Below are 25800 nucleotides of genomic sequence, written 5' to 3' on the forward strand. Positions count from 1 at the left end.
AATCAATTGGCGACGATGTTGACCAGTTTACCGGGTACAACGATCACCTTGCGCACGGTTTTACCTTCGGTAAATTTCAGTACGTTTTCGTCGGCCAGCGCCATTTTTTCCAGGGTTTCCTTGTCGGCGTCTGCGGGCGCTTCGAGTTTTGCGCGCAGTTTGCCGTTGACCTGAACCACCAGGGTGATGCTGGAGCGGACCAGGGCTTTTTCGTCCACTTTGGGCCAGGGCGCGTCGACCAGTTCGCCGCTGTTGCCCAGCGCTTTCCACAGTTCGTGGCTAATGTGCGGGGTGACCGGGGCGAGGAGCATGACGGCGGCCTGCAGGGCTTCGCGTTCTACGGCGAGGCCGTTGGCGGAGTCGCGCTCTGCTACCTTGCCCACTTCGTTCAGCAGTTCCATCACCGCGGCGACGGCGGTGTTGAAGGTCTGGCGGCGGCCGTAGTCGTCGCTGACTTTCTGGATGGTTTCGTGGGTTTTGCGGCGCAGCTGTTGTTGCTTGTCGGACAGCGCGTTGGTATCAATCGCCGCACTACCGTCGCCGGCTTCGATATGGCCGTGGACGGTTTTCCACAGTTTGCGCAGGAAGCGGCTTGCACCTTCCACACCGGAGTCGTGCCATTCGAGGGTCTGCTCGGGGGGCGCGGCGAACATGGTGAACAGGCGCACGGTGTCGGCACCGTATTCCTGTACCGCGGCGTGGGGGTCGATGCCGTTGTTTTTGGACTTGGACATTTTCACCACGCCGCCGGCAACCACTTCTTCACCGGTGGCGCGTTCTACGGCTTTGATCGGCTTGCCTTTGTCATCGCGCTCTACGTCGACGGCAGTCGGCGCGATCCAGGTTTTGTGGCCGTTGTCTTCTTTGTAGAAGGATTCGGCCAGTACCATGCCCTGACACAGCAGGCGCTTGAAGGGCTCATCGCTCTTTACCAGGCCTTCATCGCGCATGAGTTTGTGGAAGAAGCGCGCGTACAGCAGGTGCAGAATGGCGTGTTCGATACCGCCCACATACTGGTCCACCGGCAGCCAGTAGTTGGCGCGGTCCGGGTCGAGCATGCCTTCTTCGAAATCCGGGCAGGTGTAGCGGGCGTAGTACCAGCTGGACTCCATAAAGGTGTCGAAGGTGTCGGTTTCCCGTTCAACGGCTTCGCCGTTGTACTCGTCTTTGCGCCACTCTGTGTCCGCTTTAATCGGTGAGGTGGTGCCGTCGAGCTCCACGTCTTCCGGCAACAGGATCGGCAGTTTCTCCGCCGGTACCGGAATTTCGCCGCCGTCGGCGAGGTTGAACATGGGAATCGGTGCACCCCAGTAACGCTGGCGGGAGACACCCCAGTCGCGCAGGCGGTAGTTGGTGGTGACGCGGCCTTTGCCAGCGGCTTCCAGGCCGTCGGCGATGGCATTGAAGGCGGCGTCGAAGTCGAGGCCGTCGAAGCCGCCGGAATTGACCAGCACGCCTTTTTCGGTGAAGGCTTCTTTTTCCAGATCAATGGACTCGTCGCCGGTGGGGGCGATCACCTGCTCAATCGGCAGGTCGTATTTCTTGGCAAATTCCCAGTCACGCTGGTCGTGGGCGGGTACCGCCATCACAGCGCCGGAGCCGTAATCCATCAGTACGTAGTTGGCGATCCACACCGGCACTTCTTCACCGGTAAGCGGGTGGATGGCCTTGAGGCCGGTGTCCATGCCTTTCTTGTCCATGGTGGCCATATCGGCTTCGGACATGGATTGCTTTTTGCACTCGTCAATAAAGGTTTTCAGCTCTGGATTGGACTCTGCCAGTTCCAGCGCAATCGGGTGTTCTGCCGCGAGGGACACGTAGGTGACGCCTATGAGGGTGTCCGGGCGGGTGGTGTAGACGTCGAAGTGGTCGACACCGGCTATGGTTTTCGGCAATGCGAAGGCCAGCTCGACCCCTTTGGATTTACCGATCCAGTTGCGCTGCATGGTGCGCACCTGTTCCGGCCAGTCCGGCAGCTGGTCCAGGTCTTTCAGCAGTTCTTCGGCGTAATCGGTAATCTTGATAAACCACTGGGGGATTTCCCGGCGTTCGACCAATGCACCGGAGCGCCAGCCGCGGCCGTCTTCCACCTGTTCGTTAGCGAGTACGGTCTGGTCCACCGGATCCCAGTTCACCGTAGCCATTTTTTTGTACACAAGGCCTTTCTTGTACAGGCGGGTGAAGAACCACTGCTCCCACTTGTAGTAGGACGGCTGGCAGGTGGCCAGCTCCCGGGACCAGTCAAAACCGAAGCCAAGAGACTTCAGCTGGCCTTTCATGTAGTCGATATTGGAGTAGGTCCACTTGGCCGGCGCGGTCTTGTTCTGGATGGCGGCATTCTCCGCCGGCAGACCGAAGGCGTCCCAGCCCATGGGGTGCAGCACGTTCTTGCCCTGCATGCGCTGGTAGCGGGAGATCACGTCGGTGATGGTGTAGTTACGCACGTGCCCCATGTGCAGCTTGCCGCTGGGGTAGGGGAACATGGATAGGCAGTAGAACTTGTCGCGGCTGGGGTCTTCCTTTACCTCGAAGCTTTTCTGCTCGGCCCAATGGCCCTGGGCGGCGGCTTCGACTGCGGAGGGGTTGTACTGCTCTTCCATCTGTGGGGAACCTATACTCTGTGACTCGATCTATTGGGGTGTTCTGACCGGGAGTCTAAGGCCCGGCCGGAAAACCGCGAATTATAGGAGGGATAAGGTGAGTAAGAAACCTAAAGAGGCCGGCAAGGTCGCGAATCCCGATCTGCCAGGGGAAGATGGCAAGCTCTCTACCGAGGCCAAACGCGAGCTGGAAAAGCTGGTGGGGGAAGAGCTGGACGTGGAAAGTTTCACCGCGCGCAAGGCGGCTTTCCTCAACGCCTGGATCAAGGACGACGCCCACCGCGCGGAAAACTACCTGCAGGATCTTGGGGGCGAGCTACTGACCCAGGAGGAGCGTGTCGGCGACTGGCTGCTGGATGCGGCAGACCCCACCAAGACCGTGTGGCCCGCGGTGATGGGTTGTATCAAGCGCGGTGAGCCCTGGGCGCTGGCCGGTGAGATTGTCGGCGAAGGCGAAGAGCTGCAGTGTCTCGGCTGCGGTTACCGGGCGCTGCCGGATGCCGGTGCCGAAGTGACACCCTGCCACCGTTGCGGCTATGGCTGCTTCCGCCAGATTGTGGGCGGCCCCGAAGACCGCTAGCCCCCTTTGTGAATAGACAAGGAGGCTGCGCCCTGAAATCAACATCCTGAGATGGATCGCGCGCAAACGGAATAATGGAACTGCAAACTGCACTTACGACACTGGTGATGCCGCCATTCGCCCCCCTTGTCGGGATGCTGCTGGCATTTGCCTTCTGGTTTTTTCCCGCCTCTTCCCCCGTCGCCAAACTGTCACTGCCACTGGCTATCCTGTGCTTCCTCACGCTGTGGGTTTTCGCGACACCGGCTTTTTCCGGCTGGCTTGGGCAGCGCCTGGTTCACGAGTTGCCCGTGGCCCCGGAGTCGGAGCCTTCTGCGGTGGTGGTCCTCGGCGGTGGGCGCTACCGGGATGGGGACAGTGGTGTCGAGCGGCTCTCTGCCGCAAGTCTTGAACGGGTTGCCTGGGCGGTACAGCAGGCGCCGGAGAAAATGCCGATTCTGGTTACCGGTGGGCGTGTGTTCGAGGAGGAAAAGCTCCCGGAATCCGACCTGATGGCCGGTGCCCTCGAGGAACTGTTCGGTCGTAGTGCCACTTGGCGTGAGAATTGCAGTCGCAACACGGCGGAGAACGCTTCCAATTCGGCGGCACTTCTACACGATTCCGGAGTCGAAAGCGTACTCCTGGTTACCCACTGGTGGCACATGCCCCGCGCTGCGGAAACTTTTGCCCGTGCCGGGCTGCAGGTGCAACCGCTGCCCGTGGGCAGCCCCGGTGAACTGGTGCCACGGGGTGAGAGCGGTCTGTTGCGCTGGTTACCCAGTGCCGGGGCGTTGATGCGCAGCCAGGTTTACTGGCGGGAGTTACTGGGCCTGCAGTGGTACCGGTGGCGGTCGCTACCGGCACGCAGGCAGTGTTGATTTCGATAAATTGACCAGAATGTAATCGCGGGTTTTGGGTGGCTGGTGAGGTTGCCGTTAGTTTCAGATAAAACTAGTATGGCTGCCTCCGCTGTTTGCCTTTGGATGGCCTGAGTGGCTTCCGGGTAGCGGCAGAACAGGCTACCTAGCGAATAACAACAAAAAAGTTTGAGGTACGGATTGATGTCAGATTTTCCTGCGTCATTTTCCCCTATTCAGCTGCATAATCGGCTGAATCGTCCGGTATGGGTTGGGTTCAAGATGGCCCGCCGTGGCAGTCGACAACTGGTCATGTTGTCCGCGGGTGTCGAGAGCGGCGCCAAGCTCAGTAAGAATTTCGAAACCTTCGTTGGTCAAATTGTGCGCGAATTCAATCTGGATCCCGAGCAGACCGACTTCGTCGAGTTTCGCCAGGAAAAGGCGGAGAGCGAGGGTGCGACCAACGTCGAGGAGGCCCACAGTTGGTTTCGCTGGCACGCTCAGTGGGTAGGTTCTGCACCAATGGAGTGCAAGGTTGACCCGGTGACCTCCGAGTCGGCGCGTAGTTACCTGGATGAGGTGCTGGTGCGAAGTAATGCCGCGGCCTGAAAGGTATTGCGAGAAGCCAGCTAGTGCCCTCGTGAAGAGGCGTGGGCACTGCCGTTACTGCCCGCCGGGGCCAACAGGTCCTCGAGGGCTTTTTCCAGAGTTGGATATTGGAAGCTATAGCCGCTGTCCAGGGCGGTGCGCGGCTCCATGCGCTGGCTTGCCAGCAGTAACTCCTCCGCCATCTCCCCAAACAGGATTTTCAGCATCCAGGCCGGTGTACGCATCAGGCATGGCCGGCGCAACTGTTTTGCCAGCAGGCGCGAGAAGCTGTTGTTGGTGACCGGCTCTGGTGCGCAGGCATTGAATGGCACACACAGGTGACGGTCGATCGCATGCAGCATCAGACCGACGATATCCGCCTCGTGAATCCAGCTCATCCACTGTTCCCCGCAGCTCATTGGGCCACCGAGTCCGGCCTTGAATGCCGGTAACATCTGCTTCAGGGCGCCGCCGTCTATGGACAGCACAATCGAGGTGCGCATGATACCCACACAGATACCGGCCTGTTGCAGCGGTAGTGTGGCCGCCTCCCAGTCCCGACACAGCTCGGCGGCAAAGCCACCGCCCGGGCCACTGGTTTCCTTGAGCAGATCACCACCTCGGTCACCGTAGTAACCGACAGCCGAACCGGAGAGGACGTATTTGGGGCGCTGGGGCTGGGACAGAACCCAGCGTGTGAGGTCGCTGGTGGTGTCGAGACGGGAGCGGCGGATTTCCTGCTTGCGGGCCTCGCTCCAGCGCCGGGAAATGGTTTCCCCTGCCAGGTTCACCACCACGTCGACCGGCCCCTCAACCTGTTGCAGGTCGCGCACCGCATTGGCCGCCTCGCCACACAGGCGGTGAACTTTATCCGGCGTACGGCTCAATACGGTGAGTTGGTGGCCTCTCTCCAGCCACTTCTCGCAGAATTGGCGGCCAATCAATCCGGTGCCGCCGGTAATCAAGCAATGCATATCTCAGGCATCCATGCCGCACATTGTCCGCCGCTGCCAAAAGTGGTTCGGCGCGTGGACTTGATCTGTGCAGTCAAAATAAGTGCAAATTTGTATCTTCCCCGATACGGGCCGGAGGCATTCTGTGCCGGCGGGAAAGGGGGGAGGCGCTGGGCCTGTGGGTAAATGTACTGCAATGGCTTCCCGGTGATCCGAAAAGTCTGCGGGCGATTTACCCGGTGAATATCTCAGGATAATAGCAGCCGCAAGTTCGCTTGCGGTGGATTCCGGGGGAATATTGGCCGGGCAGGTGAAACCGGGCGGCAAAGGAAGGCAATCGCCGCCCCGGCTTTCGGCCCGAGGGTAAGTGTGGGCTAGTCCAGCGCGCGGGCCACGGCACCATCGGTGGTGTTTGCGGGGGATTCCCGGCGGCGCTGCAACAGGGCCGCGGCTATCAGCATGAATACCGCCAGTGCTACCAGGCCCCAGACACCCATCACCATAAACGGCGTTACGCCGCTGCGGGCCTGTACCTGGCCGACCATGGTGGCCTGTTCGAACTGGGGAAGTTGCTCGGAGATGTTACCGTCGGGAGTGACAATGGCGGTAATTCCGGTATTGGTGCCCCGCACCAGGTAGCGCTGGGTCTCCAGCGCGCGCATCTGTGCCATCTGCATGTGCTGCAGTGGACCGATGGACTTCCCAAACCAGGCATCGTTACTCAGGGTCAGCAAAACCTGTGCGTCGCCACTGCTCTGCGCAACCAGCTGTGGATACACAATTTCGTAGCAGATCAGCAGTGCCCAGCTGAGCCCGCCGGCGTTCAGCGGTGTTTGCCCTTCGGGGCCCGGGCGGATAAATGACGTGGGCAGGTTGAAGAACTCGATGGTGCCGCGGATCCAGTCTTCCAGTGGGACATATTCACCAAAGGGCACCAGATGGCGTTTGTGATAGAGCTGTTGTTCGCTGCCGAATACCGCAGCGGAGTTGTGCACCACACGGCGGTGATTCTGCTCGGTATCGTAGAGAATTCCGGTAATCAGGTCGGTCTTTGCATCTTGCGCGTTGGACTGCAGGGCTTCCATCAAATTGGGTGCGTGATGGTACAGCAACGGCAGCGCTGCTTCGGGCCAGATCACCAGATCTACGCCCTGCTGGTGTAGGGATTCTGTGGCGGTCTGGTAGCGTCGGATGGTTTCACCGCGAAATTCCGGCAACCACTTTTTTTCCTGAGGGATATTCGCCTGCACCAGTCCAACGGTACGTGAGTCATCGCTGGCCTGAGTCCACTCCACATTGGTCAGCAATAGGCCTACAGGCCAGATCAGGGCGGCAGAGATGCCCAGAGCCATCGCCGCCGGAGATTTCCACAGGCCTGTGCCGAATGCCCAGCGTGCGAACAGCGCGAACACTGCGCAGGTAAACGCCAGCAACAGGCCAATACCGTAAACACTGAGAATCGGCGCCCAACCGGCAAGCCAGGTGTGAATATGTCCGTAACCGGCAAACAGCCAGGGAAAGCCAGTAAACATCCAGGTGCGGCACCACTCACTGATAAACCAGAGTGCGGCAAAGGCGAGGGCAAAAGAAACCGGGTTTGCGCGAAAGCGCGCGAGCAGGATAAACGGCAGGGCAAACAGCACCGCCATAATGCCGACAAAGGCAGCGGTAAGAATCACCCCGAGCAGTGGGGATGAGTTACCGAAATCGGTGATGGAAACATATACCCATGAGCCACCGGTGGCGAACAGGCCAAAGCCGTAACACAGGGCCAGCCAGAAGGTCTGTTTGCCGGAGAGCGCTGGTGCATTTTTTCCTGGCGCCAGCAGCCAGGCAAAGAGCCCCAGGGAGAGCAGGCTGCACCACCACAAATTGTACGGCGCAAAGGAAAGGGTAAGCTGGCCGCCCGCGATCAGGGCGGCCACAGAGGGCAGCGCCCTCGAGAAGAACAGAGAATTACGCATCAACCATCTTCTTCAGCGGGCCTGTCGAACCGACTAACACGCAGCAGGTGAATCTGCCGGTTGTCGGCGTAGAGGACGCGGAATTGGAATTCCCCGAGCTTGGTCATTTCATCGCGCCCCGGCAGGTGGCCGAAGGACTGCATGATCAGACCGCCGATGGTGTCGAACTCTTCATCGCTGAATTCGCAATTGAAATAGTCGTTGAAGTCCTCGATGGGGGTGAGCGCTTTCACCACAAAGTCGTTGTCGCTCACTTTGCGGATAAAGCTATCCGCTTCTTCCTCGTCGGTCTCGTCTTCAATTTCGCCGACGATTTCTTCGAGGATGTCTTCAATGGTTACCACGCCCGAGACACCACCATACTCGTCGATTACGACAGCCATGTGATAGCGGTTCTCGCGGAATTCCCGCAGCAGGATATTCAGGCGCTTGCTTTCGGGAATGATATTGGCGGGGCGGATATGATCTTCCAGGCGGAAATCGTCTACGCCTTTCAGCACCAGTGGCAGCAGATCTTTGGCCAGCAGGACGCCGCGGATATCGTCGATGCTCTCGCCCACCACCGGGAAGCGGGAGTGGCCGGACTCGATGATCTTGGGGAGGAAGTCCTTGGGGCAGTCTTCAATACTGACCACCACCATTTGTGAGCGCGGAATCATGATCTCCCGCACCTGTTGGCTGGAAACATCCAGCGCTCCCTCGATGATGGACAGGGCTTCGGCATCGACCACCTTGTTTTCGGCGGCGTCCTTGATGATGTCCAGCAGCTCATCGCGGGATTTGGGTTCTTGTGAGAAGGCACCCAGTATTTTTTCCAACCAGTTTTTCTCCCCCGATCGGGGGCGGTTGGAAGAGGAGCTACTTGGGGGTTCGTCGGTGGTCATGGATGTGGCCATACTCCGCGTTACTCGTCGGTTCCGTTTGTCGTTTTTTCGGCCTGTGCGTCTTGCGCAGGCGCTTCAATAGGCTGGTATGGGTCTTCGATACCAAGTTCAGCCAGTATGCGGGTTTCGAGATTTTCCATGATCTCGGCTTCATCGTCCTCGATATGGTCGTAACCCAAAAGATGCAGTGTGCCATGGACCACCATGTGTGCCCAGTGTGCGGACTGGGCTTTGTGCTGCTGTTCCGCTTCCCGCGCCACTACCTGCGCACAGATCACCAGGTCGCCGAGCAGGGGTAGGCCCAGCTCCGGAGGTATGTCCGCAGGGAAGGAGAGTACATTGGTGGGTTTGTCTTTGCCGCGATACTGGCCGTTCAGGGCCTGGCTCTCGTCCTCGTCGACGATGCGCAGGGAAATTTCGGCGTGCGCCCGGTGCTCGCCCACAGCGGCTGATGCCCACAGGGCAAGATCGGCATCATTTGGGAGTGGGGAGCAGGAGGAGGCCCGCTGCACATCCAGATGGACGTCAGCGGGCGAGCGCGACTGGCTCTCGGACAAATTGGCGTTCATGGGCGCGGCCTCAGGCCGCATTTTCTCCAGCGCGACCAGCGGCTTCCAGCGCAGCGGCCTTGCGCGCCGCGCGCTCGGCTTCCTGCTGCGCTTCCACTTCCGCTTCGTGCTCACCGTAGGCCTCCACGATCCGCTGTACCAGCGGGTGGCGGACCACGTCTTTGGCGCCGAAGTGGGTGAAGCTGATGCCGTTGACGTTGCTCAGCACTTCAATCGCGTGCTTGAGGCCGGAGGCCTGGCCGCGGGGCAGGTCGATCTGGCTGGGGTCACCGGTAATCACCGCGGTGGATCCGAAGCCGATCCGGGTGAGGAACATCTTCATCTGCTCGCGGGTGGTGTTCTGGCTCTCATCGAGAATCACAAACGCGTTATTCAGGGTACGGCCGCGCATATAGGCCAGCGGGGCTACCTCGATCACATTGCGTTCGATCAGCTTGCCCACGGTCTCGAAGCCGAGCATTTCATACAGGGCGTCGTACAGGGGGCGCAGGTAGGGGTCGACCTTCTGGCTCAGGTCACCGGGCAGAAAGCCCAGTTTCTCGCCGGCTTCCACCGCCGGGCGTACCAGCAGGATGCGCTCTACGGAGTCCTTGAGCAGGGCTTCCACGGCGCAGGCCACGGCCAGATAGGTTTTACCGGTACCGGCGGGGCCAATACCGAAATTGATATCGTTGGTCTGAACCGCGCGCACGTATTTGCGCTGGTTGATCCCGCGCGGACGCACGGAGCATTTCTTGGTGCGGATCAATACAACCTGATCGTCTTCACCTTCTTCGATCTGTTGCTTGCCGCTGATCAGCTCTTCAACCCCGGATTCCTGCAGGGCGAGGTGGATCTGCTCCGGGGTCACTTCGTCATTGGCTCCGGCTTCCTGATACAGGTTGCTCAGGATCTCACCGGCGGCGCGGGCGGACTTGGCATCTCCGTAAAAAGCAAACTGATTGCCGCGATTGCGGATTTCGATATCCAGTCGCTGTTCAATCTGGCGCAGGTGTTGATCAAATTGGCCACAGAGGTTGGCCAGGCGGCGAGCGTCGTTAGGCTCGAGGGTGATGCTGTGAGCGAGGGCTTGTGTTTCCAAATTGGTTTCCATGCACCTTTTGTCTGATGGTTCAGTCTGTAGGTTATACCCATTTCACCGGTATAGGAAAGGCCGGTTTGTGACGAATGGGTTCTAACCGGTCGGGTGGCTTATAACAGGGGAGTATGAAGGTTTTGGGTCGCTTCCGGGTTTTGGTGCTTCGTAGTGGGCTTCGGAGCTTCGTAGATGGTGCCAGGTCTTTGGTGCTCCGTAGCTAGCCTTGTGGCGGCCCTGCTGCCGGTATTCGTTTCCGGGACACGCTACAAGCACCCGCAAGCGGGCCGGCCGCCAATCAAGATTGGCGTCGTTCGGCTGCGTGCGAAGCGTTGCTTCACAAACACTTGCCTTACCCCTGTGCGCTCGGACACGGCCATCCATGGCCGCGTACGGTCCCGGAAACGAATCCCGGCAGCATGCCCTTAGCATCGGCTTCAGTGCACGTACGACCACATGGATTCAAGTTGGTTTGATGTGTAAAGCGAAGGCGCTGATACCGATAGTCCTTTGCGAGACCTTCCGCGAGAGGGACCTCGTGGAAGAGCCCCCAGGGATGGGTTCACGGCGTGTCTCGCAAAGGACTATCGGTAGCAGGGCCGCCACAGGCCCCGCCGATTAAGGACCACTAAATCAGCTCAGCGGCCCATCCAGCTCAGAAGCCACCAAAGTCCCGCGCAGGGAGTTCGGCAGTGCCTCTTCGATCAGCACATCGGCAAACTTACCGATCAGCTCCAGCTGATCACAGCGGAAATTGACCACGCGGTTGTTTTCAGTCCGGCCCTGTAACTGGCCCGGGTCTTTTTTGGAGACGCCGCTGACCAGAACGCGTTCTACATTGCCCACCATACGGTGTGCGATTTCGCGGGCCTGCTGGTTGATGCGGTGTTGCAGCAGTTGCAGTCGGTGTTTCTTCACTTCTTCCGGAGTGTCGTCCGGCAGGTCGGCCGCCGGCGTGCCCGGGCGGGCGGAGTAGATGAAGCTGAAGGAGATATCGAAACCCACATCCTGAATCAGCTTCATGGTGGCCTCGAAGTCACGCTCGGTTTCACCGGGGAAGCCGATAATAAAGTCAGACGACAGGCAGATATCCGGGCGAATCGCCTTCAGGCGGCGGATCTTGGACTTGTACTCGAGCGCCGTATGGCCGCGCTTCATCGCCATCAGAATGCGGTCGGAACCACTCTGAACCGGCAGGTGCAGGTGGTTTACCAGCTCCGGCACTTCCGCGTATACATCGATCAGCGCATCCGAGAACTCCACCGGGTGCGAGGTGGTGTAGCGGATGCGGTCGATACCGTCGATGGCGGCAACGTAGGTGATCAGCTCGGCAAAATCCACGATCTGGCCGTCTTCACCGGGCGCGCGGTAAGCGTTTACGTTCTGGCCCAGCAGGTTTACTTCGCGGACTCCCTGGTCTGCCAGGTGTGCCACTTCTTCCAGCACGTCCGCCACCGGGCGGCTCACTTCCTCACCGCGGGTGTAGGGCACCACACAGAAGGTGCAGTACTTGGAGCAGCCTTCCATAATGGATACGAAGGCGCTTACGCCGTCCGCTTCCGGCTGCGGCAGGCGGTCGAATTTTTCGATTTCCGGGAAGGAAACGTCGACAACGATGGCGCCGCTCTGCTGCTTCTTGGTTTCCATCATCTCCGGCAGACGGTGCAGGGTCTGCGGGCCGAATACCAGGTCAACATAGGGCGCGCGTTTGGCGATGGCCTCGCCTTCCTGGCTTGCCACACAGCCGCCAACCCCGATCACCAGATCCGGGTTCTTTTCTTTCAGGTGCTTCCAGCGGCCCAGCTGGTGGAACAATTTTTCCTGTGCTTTCTCGCGGATAGAACAGGTGTTCACCAGCAGCACGTCCGCATCTTCCGGATCGTCGGTGGGCACCATCTGGTGAGATTCGCCCAGCAGGTCCCGCATGCGCGCAGAATCGTACTCATTCATCTGGCAGCCGTGGGTCTTGATAAAGAGCTTCTTCACCGGTTTTTCGGTCGGTTCGGAGGGCTTCTCGGGGGACATCTCAATAGACATGTTGGGCCTGGTTAAAAACTGGTCAATTCAAAAGGTGGGGCATTATACCGGCCGCGTTTGGGGCTGCATAGACGGGGGTTGGTTCCGGTGGTACCCTTCCGCGCTTTTCGTGGCTGAGGCCACCCGCACACTAGAATTCACGGGGCTTTCGCAATTTCCCTTGTACATTTCCGCCCCCTCATTGAGCGATCTATGGCAAACCCAATCTACAAAGTCATTTTCCACAACCAGAACCAGGTGTTCGAGCTCTACGCCCGTGCCATCTACCAGAGTGAGATGTACGGCTTTATCGAAGTGGAAGAGTTCGTGTTTGGGGAAAAGTCCCAGCTGGTGGTTGACCCCAGTGAGGAAAAGCTGAAGACCGAGTTCTCCTCGGTGAAGCGCTCCTATATCCCCATGCACAGCATTGTGCGCATCGATGAGGTGGAGAAAGAGGGCGTTGGCAAGGTGCATGAAGTGAAGGGCGACAAGGTGGCCCAGTTCCCGTTCCCGGCACCCATGCGGCACCCGACAGATTCCGACTGATCGGAGAGCGGTTGCGAAAACGGGCCAATTGGCCCGTTTTTTTATGCCCGGAATTTGGGATTGGGGAGTAGAAATACCCGACTTTTCGTCGACATCGACGACTGTTCCGTGAAATTCTGGCGCCTGCGTTGCTTTCCTAACGCCATTTGTCGCATCGAAGCCGCTGGCTGAATGCTGCCAGCTATGCTGAAAAAGGGAGTCCTTCCTCCCGAAAACCTAAAATGTAGTGGAAGTTTTTAGGTGACAGCATGACCTCAATTCCGGCTACCAAAGCCGCCATCACAGCCCTCAAAATCGAGCAGCGCGTCGAGCGCGATGTGAAAGCGGGTATTCCCGAAGTCGATCGTCGCAACCACACCGAGAGCGAAGAGAGTATGCGCTCTTACGTGGTGCGGGAGATCATCGGCCGGGTGCATGAAAACCGCCAGAGCGAGCTGGACAAGGAGCTGGCGGATCGCAGTGAGGTGGATATCCGCCAGCTGCACCAGGAAATGAAAAACACCGAGTCGCTGGTGGAGAAAACCGTTGCCGGGCGTCTGGCCCATCTGGTGAGCGGGTTGAAGCAGCGCGCCCAGGAGTACTCCGCACTGCGCATGGACCTGGAAATGTTCCGCCAGCGCAACGGCCTCACCCGCGAGGCGGTGTATCGGGAGTCCAAATTGCTGCACTTTTCCGTGATCTTTTTTATTGTGATTATGGAGACGGTGCTAAACGCTTTTTTCCTGTCGAAGGGCAGTGACCTGGGTTTGGTGGGCGGTTTTTTTCAGGCGTTTATCATTTCAATGATTAACCTCGGATTTGCCGCATTTCTTGCGTTTTCCCTGCGCCACTGCCTGCACCAGAACCCGCTGAGAAAAATCGGTTCCGGAACCCTGTTCCTCGCGGTTCTGACCACCGCGGTGGTATTCGTGCTCGGCGTTGGCCACTACCGCGAGGCGCTGGAAGCCAATCCATTCACCGCGTCGCAGGTAGCGATGACCACGTTACAGGCACAGCCCCTGGGTATTCAGGATTTCAATTCCTGGATCATGGTGGTGGTTAGCGGCATCGCGCTGATTCTGCTGGCGGCCAAGTTTTTTGTGGTGGATGACCGCTACCCCGGGTACACCGCCATTACCCGCCGTGTGAAACAGCAACAGCAGGCATGGCGCGAGGCCCATGAAGACGCCATCGAAAGCGTCAACGAGATGGCCGAGGATATTCAGGAAACCATTTCCGATACGGAAAAAACCATTCGCGCGCAGTTTATCCAGTTCAAGGCCAGCATCGAGCGCAGCGAGGAAATCCATCGCCACTATCACGAAGACATCATCAAGGCGCAGGGATTGCTGGATGAGCTGGTGCGGTACTACCAGTCTTACTCGGCACGTATGATGAATCGGCGCTCTGCCTACTTTGGCGAGCTGCTGCGGTTTGAATTGGACAAGCTGCCACAGCTGAATACCACCGGACTGGAGCAGCACAAGCGGGATCTTGTCACCTTCGAAACGGTGATGGATGAGCTCGATCAGTCCTATAGCGATGCGGTGGGGGTGGTCAATCAGCGCTGTGAATCGATTCAGGCCTCTCTCGCCGCACTTGTGGATAAACTGGAGCTTGATCACGGACTGCGGAGAGTGTGATGGGAGACTTTCACCGTCGTCGCGCTTGTCGCTCGCCGGGTCGCTCGCTCAGCCGGGCTCGCCCCTGGCGGCGATTGTCCAGGGAAGACAAAAGAGGCACGCTGATTTTTGCCCTGGGAGCGCTGATCCTGGCAGCACTGGTGGTGTTTGCGCTGCAGGTGGTGCGCTCGCCGGCGCGGGATTTCGACAAGGTCACCCTGTGCAATCCGCATCTTCCGCGCTTTGCCCAGCACCTTGTGGTGATCGACGCTTCCGATACGCTCTCGGCGCACCAGGCGCATTTCCTGAAAACCCATTTGTCCGGATTACTGGAGACGGCGTCGGTAAACGACCGCTTCTCCATTTTCGTGCTGGATGATCACTATAACGGGCTGTCGGAGCCGGTGATCAATCTGTGCAAGCCGCATTCCGGCGAGAGTGTCAGTGCGCTTACCGCGAACCAGCAGTTTGTACAGGCGCTGTACAAACAGCGTTTCGAGCAGCCTCTGGATCACGCCATCGGTCGCGCGGTTTCCGGTGGCGAGCAGCCGGTTTCTCCCATCTACGAGGCGTTGTCCGATGTGGTCGCACTCAACCATCTGGATCCGGCCGCGGAGCACGTCCAACTCACCATTGTCAGCGATATGATCCAGAATTCCCGCGCAGGCTCGGTATTCAAGGAGGGTTCGGCGGCCATCGATCAGCTGCCACTGATTGATCTGCGCAGAGCCCGAACCCGGGTCTACTGGCTGGACCGTGAGAAATACCAGCGCTACCAGACCGCCGAGCTAGAGGCCAGCTGGCAGGATTATCTGGGCAGTGTATCTCGACTGGAAACTATTCAGCGGGTGCGCAATTAAGGTGGAGGGCACACCGTTATTCCTCCAAAGCCCAATTTTCGTCACCATTTTCCTCTTTGTGGTTGGTTTGCAATAGAAGCTTCAAGAAACAGCCGCCGGTTTGTAAGAAAACTCAAGCAAAGTTTTATCCCATCTGATGTGGTCCAAACCCTTGATGGAATCTGGATGGAACTTGCCAATGAGTAATCGATATCGCGCACTGTGGATTTCCGATGTTCACCTGGGTAGCCGGGATAGCGAGCCGCAACGGCTGGCGGACTTCCTCGCCCAGAACACCGCGGACACCGTGTATCTGGTGGGCGATATTTTCGATATGAAGGCCATGTCCCAGGGCAAGGGCAGTTGGTGCAAGGCCTCCAGCATGCTGTTGGAAATGCTGTCCGACCTCAGCACCCGGGTACCGGAAATCATCTACGTGCCCGGCAACCACGACGCGCCCATGCGCAGCTGGGCGGGCAAACGCCTGGGCAATATCCGCGTCGAGCGCGAGTGGGTCCACACGGCCTCCGACGGCAAGCGCTACTGGGTTACCCACGGGGACCAGTTCGAACATCACATCGATATCAATCCTGTCAGCTACCACATTGGCGATCAGAGCTATTACCTGATGCTGCGGTTTAACCGCTGGATCAATTACTGGCGCAGCCGGTTCGATAAGCCATGGTGGTCCCTCGCGAATCACGTAAAAAATCGTGTAAACGCCGCTCGCCGGATGATGAACAAATTCGAAGAAGTGGCTATTCGCGAAACCGGTCGTAAAGGTTACGACGGTGTTATCTGTGGTCACATTCATCGCGCGGGTATCCGTCACAGCGCGTCAAAAGACAGTGCGGTGACCTATGCCAACTGCGGTGATTGGGTCGACTCCATGACCGCCATTGTGGAAGAAAAGAGTGGCGCTCTAAACGTATTGCACTGGCACCGGACGCCGAAGATTGCACGTATCATGACAGAGGCGGTAGCCGCATGATTCAGCTCGAAAACCTGTTACAGAAAAATCCCTGGTACAGCGCCGCGCCGAAAAGCCCCGCGCGCCGCCTGGTTTCCGCCACGGTAAAGAAAATCTGCTGTGAGCAGCAGCTCCAGCAATTCGGTAAAAATTTCCCGCACCTTGGAGGCCTGGACTTTATCCGCCAGGTGTTCCGCTCCTTCGATTTTCATTACGACGTCAATCTGGCGGAGCTGGAGCGGATACCTACGTCTGGCCCGCTGGTGATTGTGTCCAACCACCCTCTGGGTAGCCTCGATGGGCTCGCCCTGATCGATATGGTGGCGCGGGTACGCAAGGACGTGAAAGCGGTGGCCAGCCAACTACTGTGGAATATCGAACCCCTGCGTGGCTATTTACTGCCGGTGGATAACTTTAATGGTCGCACCCGCCGCGAAGACGTGGAAGGTATATACAGCCACCTGCGCGCTGGCGGTGTGATTATCGTGTTCCCCGCCGGGGAAGTGTCGCGCCTGACCCACCAGGGTGTGCGCGATGGCCGCTGGAATCCTGGATTTATCCGCTTCGCCGATAAAACCGACGCGCCTATTTTACCGGTGCAGGTACGCGGTAGAAACTCCCTGTGGTGGTACGGCCTGTCCATGGTGAATAAGCCGCTATCTACCCTGTGGCTTATTCGCGAAATGTTCAAACAGGTGCGCAAGGGTATTGATATCCGCATCGGCACACCGGTAACCCCGGAGCACTATCGGGACTGGCCCATGGCGCCCCGCGCTCAGGCCAAGTTGTGGAAAAAACAGGTTTACCGCCTGCACAAAAATCCACAGGGACTGGCACCGGAACCCATCGCCGGTGCGGAGGCTGCTCCCGAAGTCGCTGCGGTTCTCGCCAACTGCGAAACCCTGGTCGCGCAGGGAGAGTTTGAAGTGAAGCTCTACCGCCAGCAGTCAGACTGCCCGGTTATGCGCGAGCTTTCCCGCCTGCGGGAAATCGCCTTCCGCGCGGTGGGCGAGGGTACCGGCAACAGCCGCGACTGGGATGCCTTCGATGCCTGGTACGACCACCTGCTGTTGTGGGACAAAGAGCGCCAGCAACTGGCCGGTGCCTATCGACTGGTGAGCACCGACGGGCTGACCGCAGACAAGATCTACAGCACCACCCTGTTCAGCTACTCTCGCTCCCCGGAAGAGTGCCTGCCGGCCTCCGCCGAACTGGGCCGCAGTTTCCTGCTGCCGGAATACTGGCGCAGTCGAGGCCTGGATCTGCTTTGGTGCGGTATCGGCCAGTGGATTCTGCGCAATAACCGCCGCTTCCTGTTCGGCCCGGTCTCCATGCCCGGTAATTTCTCTCGCCGTGCCAAGTCCGCCATCGTACGCTATTTTCTGCACCACTTCGCTACCCAGAAACCCATGGGCAATGCGCGCCTGCCATTTATCGAAGCCCGCGCAGATCTTCCAGAACTCACCGGTGACGCCAATGGGGATATGCTGCAACTGAAGCAAATTCTCAAAGAAGAAGGTGTGGTGCTGCCGCCACTTTTCAAAAAATACACCGCGGTGACCAGCCCCGGCGGCACCAGTTTCCATGCATTCAATATCGACCCGGATTTCTGCGATTCCGTGGATGGTCTGGTGGTAGTTGATCTGGAAAAAATGGACTCCAAGTTCGCCAAGCGGTACCTGGCGGCGAGCTGATCTACACTCTATGCGTCGGCAACAGGTTTCGGCTTATCGGTAACCGGCGCTCAATTCCCTATACCTGCTGGCGATTCTGTTACGCTTGTGTTTCCTGACCTTTCGCACCCGGGATAACACTTATGAAACAGTGGTGTTCGAAAGCGGTAACCGCCTGCCTGCTACTGATTTTGGCGCAGATGTTTTCTATTGCTGGCCTCTCCCAACCGGAGCAAGAGAGGCAATCGGAGCAAGAGAGTCAAACAGAGCGAGTGGTAGGCGGCGCCGGCGAGTCCGAAGCGCAGAATCAACCGCATATTGCGCAGCTCTCCATTAATGGTCCGATTGGACCGGCAACCACCGACTATCTGATTCGCACCAGCAAGACCGCCCGCGAAAAGGGTGCGCGCTTGTTTATCGTAAATATGGATACCCCCGGGGGGCTGGATGCGGCCACGCGGGATATTATCCAGCATATCCTCGCGTCCGATCTTCCCTACGTCACCTACGTCACTCCTGCAGGTGCCCGTGCCGCCAGTGCTGGCACCTATATTCTCTACGCCAGTCATGTGGCGGCGATGACACCTTCGACGACGCTCGGCGCGGCGACACCGGTGCAAATTGGCGGCATGCCGGGTGAGCAGGAGCCTCCACAAAACGCACCCGATAAAGCGGCGGAAGGCGGCAGTGATAAGAGCGGTGACGACAAGAGTGCCGGTACAGGCGATGAAGCTGAAGCCGAGAAAGATAGCGCCAAGCCCGGCACCGCGATGGAGCGCAAGGTGATTAATGATTCCGTGGCCTATATCCGCGGCCTCGCCCAGCGTCACGGGCGCAATGCCGACTGGGCGGAAAAGGCAGTGCGCGATGCCGCCACCTTGACCGCCCAGGAAGCGCTGGCGGAAAGCGTCATCGATGTGGTGGCGGATAACCAACAGCAGTTAATTCAACAATTGCCAAATCGTGAAATCGTATTGAACGGGAGCAAGCAGCAGATTGCCGGCAGCATCGCCGAGCTACCGGTCGTTGCGTACGAGCCCGATTGGCGCAATGAGCTGTTGTCTCTGATCACCAACCCCCAGGTGGCCTACATCCTGCTGCTAATCGGCATATACGGCCTGATCTTCGAAGGCTATAGCCCCGGCGCCATCGTGCCCGGCGTGGTCGGAGTCATCTGTTTGCTGCTGGCGTTTTACGCGCTGCAGGTTTTGCCAATCAACTACGCGGGGCTTGCGCTCATCATTGTGGGGGCGCTGTTAATTGCCGCGGAGCTGTTCGTACCGAGCTTTGGCGCATTGGGTATTGGTGGCGTCGTCGCTCTGGTCATCGGCTCGGTGCTGTTGATCGACAGCGACGTGCCGGGCATGCGGGTATCCAAGGCGCTGATTGGTTCCATTGCCGCAGTCAGCGGACTGGGATTGCTTGGCTTGTTGTACGCGGTCGGTCACAGTCTGCGTCAACCCAAGGTGGCGGCGAACAAGGCGATGGTGGGACGTACCGCGGTAGTGATCGAAATAGAGCCGGAGGTTTTAGTAAAGATCGACGGTGAAATCTGGCGGGCCCGCTGCGACAACCTGTTGACCGAAGGGCAGCTGGTGACGGTCACCGCCGAACACGGATTGATTTTGCAGGTTCAACCGGAATAAGCCATTTATTAGGCGAAAAGGGAGCATTCTTATGGTCAGTTACTTTGCCAGCCTGCTGATTCTGGCGGTCGTACTGCTAATCATGTACGCGATTCGAATCCTGCGGGAATACGAGCGTGCGGTGGTGTTCTTTCTCGGCCGCTTCCAGGCGGTCAAGGGCCCGGGGTTGATCATTATCATCCCGGTACTCCAGACCATGGAACGGGTGGACCTGCGTGTGGTGGTGATGGATGTGCCCACTCAGGATGTAATAAGCCGGGATAACGTGTCGGTCAAAGTGAACGCGGTGGTGTACTACCGGGTAATCGATCCACAGTCGGCGATCATCAATGTGGAAAACTATCACGAGGCGGTAAGCCAGTTATCCCAAACCACCATGCGCTCGGTGCTGGGCAAGCACGAGCTGGATGAAATGCTGTCCGAACGCGACAAGCTCAATGTGGATATCCAGAAAATCCTCGATGAGCAGACCGACGCCTGGGGTGTAAAGGTCACCAATGTGGAAATCAAACACATCGACCTGGATGAAAGCATGATCCGCGCGATTGCGCGTCAGGCAGAGGCGGAGCGTTCGCGCCGGGCGAAGGTAATTCATGCGGAAGGTGAAGCGCAGGCGGCGGTAAAACTGACCGAGGCGGCCGACCAGCTTTCCAAGAACTCGAATGCGATCACCCTGCGCTATATGCAGACGCTGATTGATATTGCCGGGGAGCAGAATTCTACGATTGTGTTCCCGCTACCGATGGACCTGATCAAACCGCTACTGAAGAGTGGGAAAGTAGTCGAATAGCCGGAATGCCAGTCATCTTTCAGCGTTTTATTGTACTGATTGATGCCCGGCGACTGGCATCAGTGCGATTCCCGTGAGACTACATCAGCTGAGCCTCCTACCAGGAAGTCCAGGTCGGCGCCCTTGTCTGCCTGCAGCACCGTATCCACATACAGCTTCGCGTAGCCGCGCTGGTAGGTGGGGGCGGGTGTATTGTTGTTCCACTCCACAAGACGGGCCTGCAGCTCCGCGTCGGAGATTTTCAGATTCAGGCTGCGGGCTTCGCCGTTGAATTCAATCAGGTCGCCACTCTGAACCACGGCCAGTGGGCCGCCGGCGCTGGCTTCCGGTGCCACGTGCAGGATTACAGAGCCAAACGCGGTGCCACTCATGCGCGCGTCGGAAATACGCAGCATGTCTTTGAACCCTTTTTCCAGGAGCTTTTTCGGCAGCGCCATATTGCCCACTTCCGGCATGCCCGGATAACCCTTGGGGCCGCAGCCTTTCAGCACCATGATGCAGTGCTCGTCGATATCCAGCTCTGGCAGATCCTTGCGTGCGTGGTAATCCTCAATGGATTCGAACACCACGGCGCGGCCGGTGTGTTTCAGTAATTCCGGTGATGCGGCATTGGGTTTGATGATTGCCCCCTGGGGGCAGAGATTGCCGCGCAGCACCCATATACCGGAGTTTTCCTTTACCGGATTGTCGATATCGCGGATTACTTCGTCGTCGTAGCACTCGGCGTTTTCAACTTGCTCGCCGAGGGTTATTCCGCTGACAGTCGCCGCGTTCAAATCCAGATGGCTGCCGATTTTTCTCATCACCGCGGGCAGGCCGCCGGCGTAGTGATAGTCCTCCATCAGGAAGCGCCCCGAGGGCATCAGGTCCACCAGCAGTGGCAGGTCGCGGCTGTAGCGGTCGAAATCTTCCAGCTGCAGATCAATTTCCAATCGGCCCGCCAGTGCCAGCAGGTGCATTACGGAATTGGTGGAACCGCCCACCGCGGAGTTCACCTTGATGGCGTTGATCAGGGAATCCCTGGTAACGATGTCCTTCATGCGCACATCGTCGCGTACCAGGCGCACGATCTCGCGACCACTCATATGTGCCATGGCCTGGCGGCGGGCGTCCACCGCGGGTATGGAGCCGTTGTAAGGCAGGCTCAGGCCCATGGCTTCCACCAGGTTGGATACGGTGGAGGCAGTACCCATGGTCATGCACACGCCGCGGGAGCGGGACATACCGCTCTCTGCGGCAATAAAGTCTTCCTGGCTCATTTCTCCGGCGCGCACCGCTTCAGAGAATTTCCACACGTCGGTGCCGGAGCCGATATCCCGGCCGCGGAACTTGCCGTTCAGCATGGGACCGGAGGAGACAACGATGGTAGGCAGATTGACGCTGGCGGCGCCCATCAGCTGGCCCGGGGTGGTCTTGTCGCAGCCACCCAGCAGCACTACGCCGTCGATGGGATTGCCGCGGATGGATTCTTCCACGTCCATGGCCAGCAGATTGCGGAACAGCATGGCGGTGGGGCGTATCTGGGTTTCACCGAGGCTGGTAACCGGGAACTCCAGAGGTACTCCACCGACCTCCCAGATACCGCGTTTTACATATTCGGCGATTTCCCGCAGACCGGAATTACAGGGAGTGATTTCAGACCAGGTGTTGCAGATGCCGATGATGGGGCGACCGTCGAACACGTGGTCCGGGTAGCCCTGGGCTTTCATCCACGAGCGGTGGATAAAACCGTCCTTGTCCGACTTGCCGTAGCTCTGCTGGCTGCGGCGGGAGGGCTTGGGTTTGCTCTTCATTCACGTGTTACTCGTCGCTGCTTGTTCTGTCCGAAGTGCTTACGCTGGCTGGCGTGGCCAGGAAGCCGCCATACATTTTCGACTACATAACTGTGACGGATGAGAGGGCGAAAACTGGCGATTTCAGTTCCGGCGCCAGTTTCGCCGTGCGTGGTCTGTACTTTGCCGGGAGCAATTTGGGCATAGATCGGTTGCTGAATTATTTTTGCAGCAGGCGCTTGAACAGGTTTGCCGTGGACCCGTCCCACGCCTCTGGGACGCCATGCTCCATGGCGTCGTGGACACCATTGCCAAGCACTTTGCCAAGCTCCACACCCCACTGATCAAACGGGTTGATATCCAGCAGGCAGCCAAAGGTGAACACCTTGTGCTCGTAGAGCGCCAGCAGACTGCCCAGGTGGAACGGATCGAGCCTTTCCAGAATCAGCGTGTTGCTCGGGCGGTTGCCGGGAACCACCTTGTGCGGAGCCAGCTGGTGAACCTCTTTGTGGGTGTGCCCGGAGGCTTCCAGCTCCCTGCGCGCTTCCGCGAGGGACTTGCCCTTGAGTAGTGCCTGGCTCTGGCTCAGGCAGCAGGACAGCAGCCACTGGTGCTGTTCCTTCAGCTCTGAGGTCGGTTCCTTGATGGCCACGAAATCTGCCGGAATCATATCCGTGCCCTGGTGCAGCAACTGATGGAATGAGTGCTGGCCATTGCTGCCCTCGGCACCCCAGATCACAGCGCCGCTCGCATAGGGCAACGGTTGGCCGTCACGGGTGACGCTCTTGCCGAGGCTCTCCATATCCAGTTGCTGCAGCCACGCCGGGAACTTGGCCAGGCGCTGGGCGTAGGGAAGCACTGCGAGGCTGCCTGCGCTCCAGCACTGGCGGTACCAGAAATGGATCAGTGCCATTAGCACCGGCAGGTTCTGTGCAAACTCCGCCTCGGCAAAGTGGCGGTCCATGGCATTGGCACCTTCCAACAGCTCGCTGTACACCTCAAACCCGCAGGCCAGGGCGACAGGCAACCCGATGGCGGACCAGAGTGAGTAGCGGCCACCGACCCAGTCCCACATGGGGAAAATATTCTGTGCGGCGATGCCGAAGTCCTGGGCCGCGACGATATTGCTGCTCACCGCGACAAAGTGCTTTTCCAGATCGGACTCTGCACACCCGGCGTCGAGCACCCACTGGCGTGCTGAAAGGGCGTTCTGGCGGGTTTCGAGGGTGGAGAAGGACTTGGAGGCGACGATGAACAGAGTCTCGTCAGCGGGCAGGGGAGCAATGGTATCGCTCAGGTCGGCGCCATCGATATTTGCCACAAAGTGTACGGTCAGCTCCGGGTTGTGCCAGGGGCGCAGTGCCTCCCATACCATGCGCGGGCCCAGGTCGGAGCCGCCGATACCGATATTGACCACATGGCGAATACGCTTGCCACTGAGCCCGGTCCAGGCGCCGCTGTGGATTTGTTCAACGAACCTGGCCATCTGCACGCGGCAATCCGCTACCGCCTGCTCGTGCTCTGTCTGCGGCTCGCCCTGAAAGCGCAGTGCGGTGTGCAGTGCCGGGCGGTGCTCGGTGTTGTTGATATTTGTGCCGGAGAGCAACGCGTCAATTCGCTGTTTCAGTTGCGCGGTATCGGCGTACGCCAGCAGCTTTTGCAGTGTGTCCGGGCTCAACAGGTTCTTGCTGTAGTCCAGGTAGATTCCGGCAGCTTCCGCGCTGAACGCGGTTGCCCGCTCAGGACTAGAGGCAAACAGGTCGCGCAGAGACCAGCGGTTTTTATCCTTGTGCTGTTGCAGGGAAGTGATGGCGGCAGACAGAGGTAGAGCATCCATGGTCAAAATTTCTTCGCTGAATAATTTCTGAGTTCGGCAGGAAAGCTGCTGATATTAGCGACAAACGGCCTACGCGACCAGAGTGAGGTGATCCTGTAATGGTTGTGCAAATCAGATACAGGAACGTAGCAAGATTCTACAAAAATGGGGTGAAACTGGCTTGGAAGGTAGCAGGGAATACCGGGGTAGGATGTGAAGCGATGGTGACGCTCGGGAGCCGCTGGTGGTGAAATGAAAGTTACGTGGGAAAATTTTGTGGGGTCCAGAATGCAAAATGCCGCTTCGAAAAGCGGCATTTGCATGAACCTGTCAGAGAGTGATTATTTAACCACTTTCATACAGCGAACATTATCGGATGCCATCCAGCAATCCGCGTCCGCAGGACAAGCCATGGAAGTCGGAATTTGCTCTGATCCTGGAGGGCAGGCGGCCGGCATCGGAGCCGGTGCACAACAACCTGCGAGGACCAGTGCACAAATAATTCCGGTTAAGTACTTGGCTGGAGTGAAATTCATCCCCTAACTCCTTTCCGTTGATGTTAGTCAATAGCATAGACAATAAAACGTCACCTGTTTGGTGTGCTTTGTAAAAATCTTTTCTACAAACATACCGCCCAATGGAGTGTAATAGGCGCGCGGTTAAAATAGCCGCCACAGGTGAATTCAGGATAAAAACGCCGCCAGTTTGTCGTCCCAGTGGGCCTGAATTTAAAGGGTTAAACGCCAAATTACGTTTAACAGCCACACTGCATCATTGCAGAGTGGGTATTATTTTTTTTCAGTAAAGTGAAAAAGAATTTTTTTTCCTTCGTTGCCGCCAGTTTGCGCAGAAGGCGGCGCCAGAAAATTCAAAACGTGATGAAATTCACCGGAGCACTGAGGTTGAATTGCGCGCATTTTTCATGCGCGCGAGGAAATTGAAAGAGAGTGAGGTGGAAGAAGAGGGTGCGTTTGGCCGATTTATGGGTCGCCAACGCTCGCAGGAATCAGGTGCCCGACTGGAGAAAACGCCCGAAGGACATGGCAACAGATTCCTGTCTCTCCGGGTCTCGGAGCACGCCCAGCAACACATTGCGCAGTTGGGGAAGGAAGAGCAAGTCGGTCAGCAGGAGATTGAAGGTCTCCTGGGGCTGACTGGCACTGAGCCGTTCCAGCCAACTCCTGGCCAGCGCGGGTAGCGCGAGATCTTTGCTGCAGCGGCTGCCTATGGCTGCAAGTACTTCCGGCTGAGTCGCGGACCCGGCGGGGTTGTCTTCCAGTATCCAGGATAAAAACTGCTGCCGCATACCCCTGGCGGGGCTGTGGGAGATACCGCGAATGACTGCGATCACCAGATTGAAATCCGGTGTGTCCGATTCCAGGGATTGTCTTGCGCGGGCGATCAACGGCTCCACCAGTTGATGGTCCACGGCCTCGCTTTCCAGGCACTGGCACAGGGAAATCAGGGCGGGGGCGGCAAAACGCGGCAGATTTGCCGCCAGGTTTGCCTGCTCTTTATCCCAGCGCACGGCCAGATCTGCCAGACCTTGTAGAGCCAGTTGCTCCCAGGGAAATGCCGCGGGATCTTTGGCATAGGCCTTGGCGGCCGGGAAGTGATCGCTGGCAGCCCGCTGCAGTACCCTCGCGGCCTTGGCGTGAAACACTGCGCTCTTGTCCGCCGCCGGCGTAAACATCAGGCCGCTGTTTTCCAATGCCTGTTGCAGCGCTTTGGCTGGGGCGCCGCCACTGCGCGCTGGCGAGTGAGACGGATCCAGGGCCTGCTGAAGCTCACGCAAAAAGCGGTCGCGAATCGGCAGCAGCAATTTTCCCTGCTCATCCAGTGGCAGTCTGAGGAACCATACCGCCGGCTCTGCGGCACTTTCGCTGTCAGCGTTTACCGGTGTCAGAAGCAGGCCGCACCAGGCCTGGCGAAGATAGGGGTGGGGCCAGGGGGTGGCGCCCTCTTCAAAACTCAGCGCATCTCGTTTTGAAATGGGGCGCACACGGCGCCCCAGGTCAAACCAGCGCAGATCAAAATCCGCATCGGTAATCAGGTCGGTTAATGTGTTGGCCATTGGATACT

At 58.4% G+C, this 25800-nt stretch carries 20 protein-coding genes; 10 read left to right on the forward strand and 10 right to left on the reverse strand.

The genetic code is table 11. The annotated features are described in order from the left end of the window. Nucleotides 1-2: 2 nt before the first annotated feature. Nucleotides 3-2600, reverse strand: a complete 2598-nt coding sequence (gene leuS / locus ACYX4K_RS02885; protein ID WP_475093608.1) for a leucine--tRNA ligase — start codon at nt 2598-2600, stop codon at nt 3-5. Between the two features lie 97 nt (nt 2601-2697). On the opposite strand from leuS, the gene ACYX4K_RS02890 reads away from it, so the two are divergent. The 3 genes from ACYX4K_RS02890 (at nt 2698) to ACYX4K_RS02900 (ending at nt 4625) form a co-directional block, all read left to right on the forward strand. Further along, the gene (locus ACYX4K_RS02890; protein ID WP_475093607.1) at nt 2698-3180 is read left to right on the forward strand and encodes a zinc ribbon-containing protein; all 483 of its coding nucleotides are present in this window, start codon (nt 2698-2700) and stop codon (nt 3178-3180) included. A gap of 74 nt (nt 3181-3254) precedes the next feature. Further along, a complete protein-coding gene (locus ACYX4K_RS02895; RefSeq protein ID WP_475093606.1) occupies nt 3255-4037 on the forward strand; it encodes a YdcF family protein in 783 nt (260 codons plus the stop codon). Nucleotides 4038-4220: 183 nt separating this feature from the next. After that, complete coding sequence (locus tag ACYX4K_RS02900) at nt 4221-4625, forward strand: hypothetical protein (protein ID WP_475093605.1); 405 nt, start codon at nt 4221-4223, stop codon at nt 4623-4625. A 20-nt stretch (nt 4626-4645) separates the two neighbouring features. On the opposite strand, the gene ACYX4K_RS02905 is transcribed toward ACYX4K_RS02900, so the two are convergent. From ACYX4K_RS02905 to miaB, 6 genes are all read right to left on the reverse strand, one after another. Then, nucleotides 4646-5578, reverse strand: coding sequence for a TIGR01777 family oxidoreductase (locus ACYX4K_RS02905; protein WP_475093604.1), 933 nt, complete (start codon nt 5576-5578; stop codon nt 4646-4648). A gap of 353 nt (nt 5579-5931) precedes the next feature. Next, entirely contained in the window at nt 5932-7521 is a 1590-nt protein-coding gene (gene lnt / locus ACYX4K_RS02910) for an apolipoprotein N-acyltransferase (RefSeq protein WP_475093603.1), read from the reverse strand. Then, on the reverse strand, nt 7521-8417 hold the full coding sequence (locus ACYX4K_RS02915) for an HlyC/CorC family transporter (protein WP_475093601.1): 897 nt from the start codon (nt 8415-8417) through the stop codon (nt 7521-7523). The genes lnt and ACYX4K_RS02915 overlap by 1 nt, the downstream gene beginning before the upstream one ends. Before the next feature lie 8 nt (nt 8418-8425). Next, nucleotides 8426-8974 (reverse strand): rRNA maturation RNase YbeY, encoded by a 549-nt coding sequence (ybeY, locus tag ACYX4K_RS02920; protein WP_475093600.1) that lies wholly within the window; start codon nt 8972-8974, stop codon nt 8426-8428. Nucleotides 8975-8984: 10 nt separating this feature from the next. Then, nucleotides 8985-10067: a PhoH family protein gene (locus ACYX4K_RS02925; protein ID WP_475093599.1), complete on the reverse strand. Its 1083-nt coding sequence runs from the start codon at nt 10065-10067 to the stop codon at nt 8985-8987. Between the two features lie 615 nt (nt 10068-10682). Beyond that, complete coding sequence (gene miaB, locus ACYX4K_RS02930; RefSeq protein ID WP_475093598.1) at nt 10683-12086, reverse strand: tRNA (N6-isopentenyl adenosine(37)-C2)-methylthiotransferase MiaB; 1404 nt, start codon at nt 12084-12086, stop codon at nt 10683-10685. Between the two features lie 192 nt (nt 12087-12278). Between miaB and ACYX4K_RS02935 the strand changes: the two genes are divergently transcribed. From ACYX4K_RS02935 to ACYX4K_RS02965, 7 genes are all read left to right on the forward strand, one after another. After that, on the forward strand, nt 12279-12611 hold the full coding sequence (locus ACYX4K_RS02935; RefSeq protein ID WP_197023776.1) for a DUF1820 family protein: 333 nt from the start codon (nt 12279-12281) through the stop codon (nt 12609-12611). A gap of 248 nt (nt 12612-12859) precedes the next feature. Next, nucleotides 12860-14233, forward strand: a complete 1374-nt coding sequence (locus ACYX4K_RS02940) for a hypothetical protein (protein ID WP_475093597.1) — start codon at nt 12860-12862, stop codon at nt 14231-14233. Beyond that, complete coding sequence (locus ACYX4K_RS02945) at nt 14233-15072, forward strand: hypothetical protein (RefSeq protein WP_475093596.1); 840 nt, start codon at nt 14233-14235, stop codon at nt 15070-15072. The genes ACYX4K_RS02940 and ACYX4K_RS02945 overlap by 1 nt, the downstream gene beginning before the upstream one ends. Before the next feature lie 178 nt (nt 15073-15250). Continuing rightward, nucleotides 15251-16042, forward strand: a complete 792-nt coding sequence (locus tag ACYX4K_RS02950; RefSeq protein ID WP_475093595.1) for a UDP-2,3-diacylglucosamine diphosphatase — start codon at nt 15251-15253, stop codon at nt 16040-16042. After that, complete coding sequence (olsF, locus tag ACYX4K_RS02955) at nt 16039-17715, forward strand: bifunctional ornithine lipid synthase OlsF (RefSeq protein WP_475093594.1); 1677 nt, start codon at nt 16039-16041, stop codon at nt 17713-17715. The genes ACYX4K_RS02950 and olsF overlap by 4 nt, the downstream gene beginning before the upstream one ends. A 122-nt stretch (nt 17716-17837) precedes the next feature. Continuing rightward, a complete protein-coding gene (locus ACYX4K_RS02960; RefSeq protein WP_475093593.1) occupies nt 17838-19340 on the forward strand; it encodes an NfeD family protein in 1503 nt (500 codons plus the stop codon). A gap of 31 nt (nt 19341-19371) precedes the next feature. Continuing rightward, nucleotides 19372-20130 carry a slipin family protein gene (locus ACYX4K_RS02965; protein WP_475093592.1) on the forward strand — a complete coding sequence of 253 codons (759 nt, stop codon included), beginning with the start codon at nt 19372-19374 and terminating at the stop codon, nt 20128-20130. Between the two features lie 59 nt (nt 20131-20189). On the opposite strand, the gene ACYX4K_RS02970 is transcribed toward ACYX4K_RS02965, so the two are convergent. The 3 genes from ACYX4K_RS02970 to ACYX4K_RS02980 all read right to left on the reverse strand — a co-directional run bounded on the left by ACYX4K_RS02970 (nt 20190) and on the right by ACYX4K_RS02980 (nt 25792). Next, nucleotides 20190-21923 (reverse strand): IlvD/Edd family dehydratase, encoded by a 1734-nt coding sequence (locus ACYX4K_RS02970; RefSeq protein ID WP_475093591.1) that lies wholly within the window; start codon nt 21921-21923, stop codon nt 20190-20192. Between the two features lie 199 nt (nt 21924-22122). Then, entirely contained in the window at nt 22123-23739 is a 1617-nt protein-coding gene (gene pgi, locus ACYX4K_RS02975) for a glucose-6-phosphate isomerase (protein WP_475093590.1), read from the reverse strand. Nucleotides 23740-24724: 985 nt separating this feature from the next. Beyond that, nucleotides 24725-25792: a DUF3549 family protein gene (locus ACYX4K_RS02980; protein ID WP_475093589.1), complete on the reverse strand. Its 1068-nt coding sequence runs from the start codon at nt 25790-25792 to the stop codon at nt 24725-24727. Nucleotides 25793-25800 lie beyond the last annotated feature (8 nt).

This window comes from Microbulbifer sp. ABF4_107, assembly GCF_056312215.1.

Coding starts and splice junctions, on each gene's coding strand:
- leuS (WP_475093608.1), bottom strand. CDS start 2,600: ATGGAAGAGCAGTACAACCCCTCCGCAGTCGAAGCCGCCGCCCAGGGC.
- ACYX4K_RS02895 (WP_475093606.1), top strand. CDS start 3,255: ATGGAACTGCAAACTGCACTTACGACACTGGTGATGCCGCCATTCGCC.
- ACYX4K_RS02900 (WP_475093605.1), top strand. CDS start 4,221: ATGTCAGATTTTCCTGCGTCATTTTCCCCTATTCAGCTGCATAATCGG.
- ACYX4K_RS02905 (WP_475093604.1), bottom strand. CDS start 5,578: ATGCATTGCTTGATTACCGGCGGCACCGGATTGATTGGCCGCCAATTC.
- lnt (WP_475093603.1), bottom strand. CDS start 7,521: ATGCGTAATTCTCTGTTCTTCTCGAGGGCGCTGCCCTCTGTGGCCGCC.
- ACYX4K_RS02915 (WP_475093601.1), bottom strand. CDS start 8,417: ATGGCCACATCCATGACCACCGACGAACCCCCAAGTAGCTCCTCTTCC.
- ybeY (WP_475093600.1), bottom strand. CDS start 8,974: ATGAACGCCAATTTGTCCGAGAGCCAGTCGCGCTCGCCCGCTGACGTC.
- ACYX4K_RS02925 (WP_475093599.1), bottom strand. CDS start 10,067: ATGGAAACCAATTTGGAAACACAAGCCCTCGCTCACAGCATCACCCTC.
- miaB (WP_475093598.1), bottom strand. CDS start 12,086: ATGTCTATTGAGATGTCCCCCGAGAAGCCCTCCGAACCGACCGAAAAA.
- ACYX4K_RS02935 (WP_197023776.1), top strand. CDS start 12,279: ATGGCAAACCCAATCTACAAAGTCATTTTCCACAACCAGAACCAGGTG.
- ACYX4K_RS02940 (WP_475093597.1), top strand. CDS start 12,860: ATGACCTCAATTCCGGCTACCAAAGCCGCCATCACAGCCCTCAAAATC.
- ACYX4K_RS02945 (WP_475093596.1), top strand. CDS start 14,233: ATGGGAGACTTTCACCGTCGTCGCGCTTGTCGCTCGCCGGGTCGCTCG.
- ACYX4K_RS02950 (WP_475093595.1), top strand. CDS start 15,251: ATGAGTAATCGATATCGCGCACTGTGGATTTCCGATGTTCACCTGGGT.
- olsF (WP_475093594.1), top strand. CDS start 16,039: ATGATTCAGCTCGAAAACCTGTTACAGAAAAATCCCTGGTACAGCGCC.
- ACYX4K_RS02960 (WP_475093593.1), top strand. CDS start 17,838: ATGAAACAGTGGTGTTCGAAAGCGGTAACCGCCTGCCTGCTACTGATT.
- ACYX4K_RS02965 (WP_475093592.1), top strand. CDS start 19,372: ATGGTCAGTTACTTTGCCAGCCTGCTGATTCTGGCGGTCGTACTGCTA.
- ACYX4K_RS02970 (WP_475093591.1), bottom strand. CDS start 21,923: ATGAAGAGCAAACCCAAGCCCTCCCGCCGCAGCCAGCAGAGCTACGGC.
- pgi (WP_475093590.1), bottom strand. CDS start 23,739: ATGGATGCTCTACCTCTGTCTGCCGCCATCACTTCCCTGCAACAGCAC.
- ACYX4K_RS02980 (WP_475093589.1), bottom strand. CDS start 25,792: ATGGCCAACACATTAACCGACCTGATTACCGATGCGGATTTTGATCTG.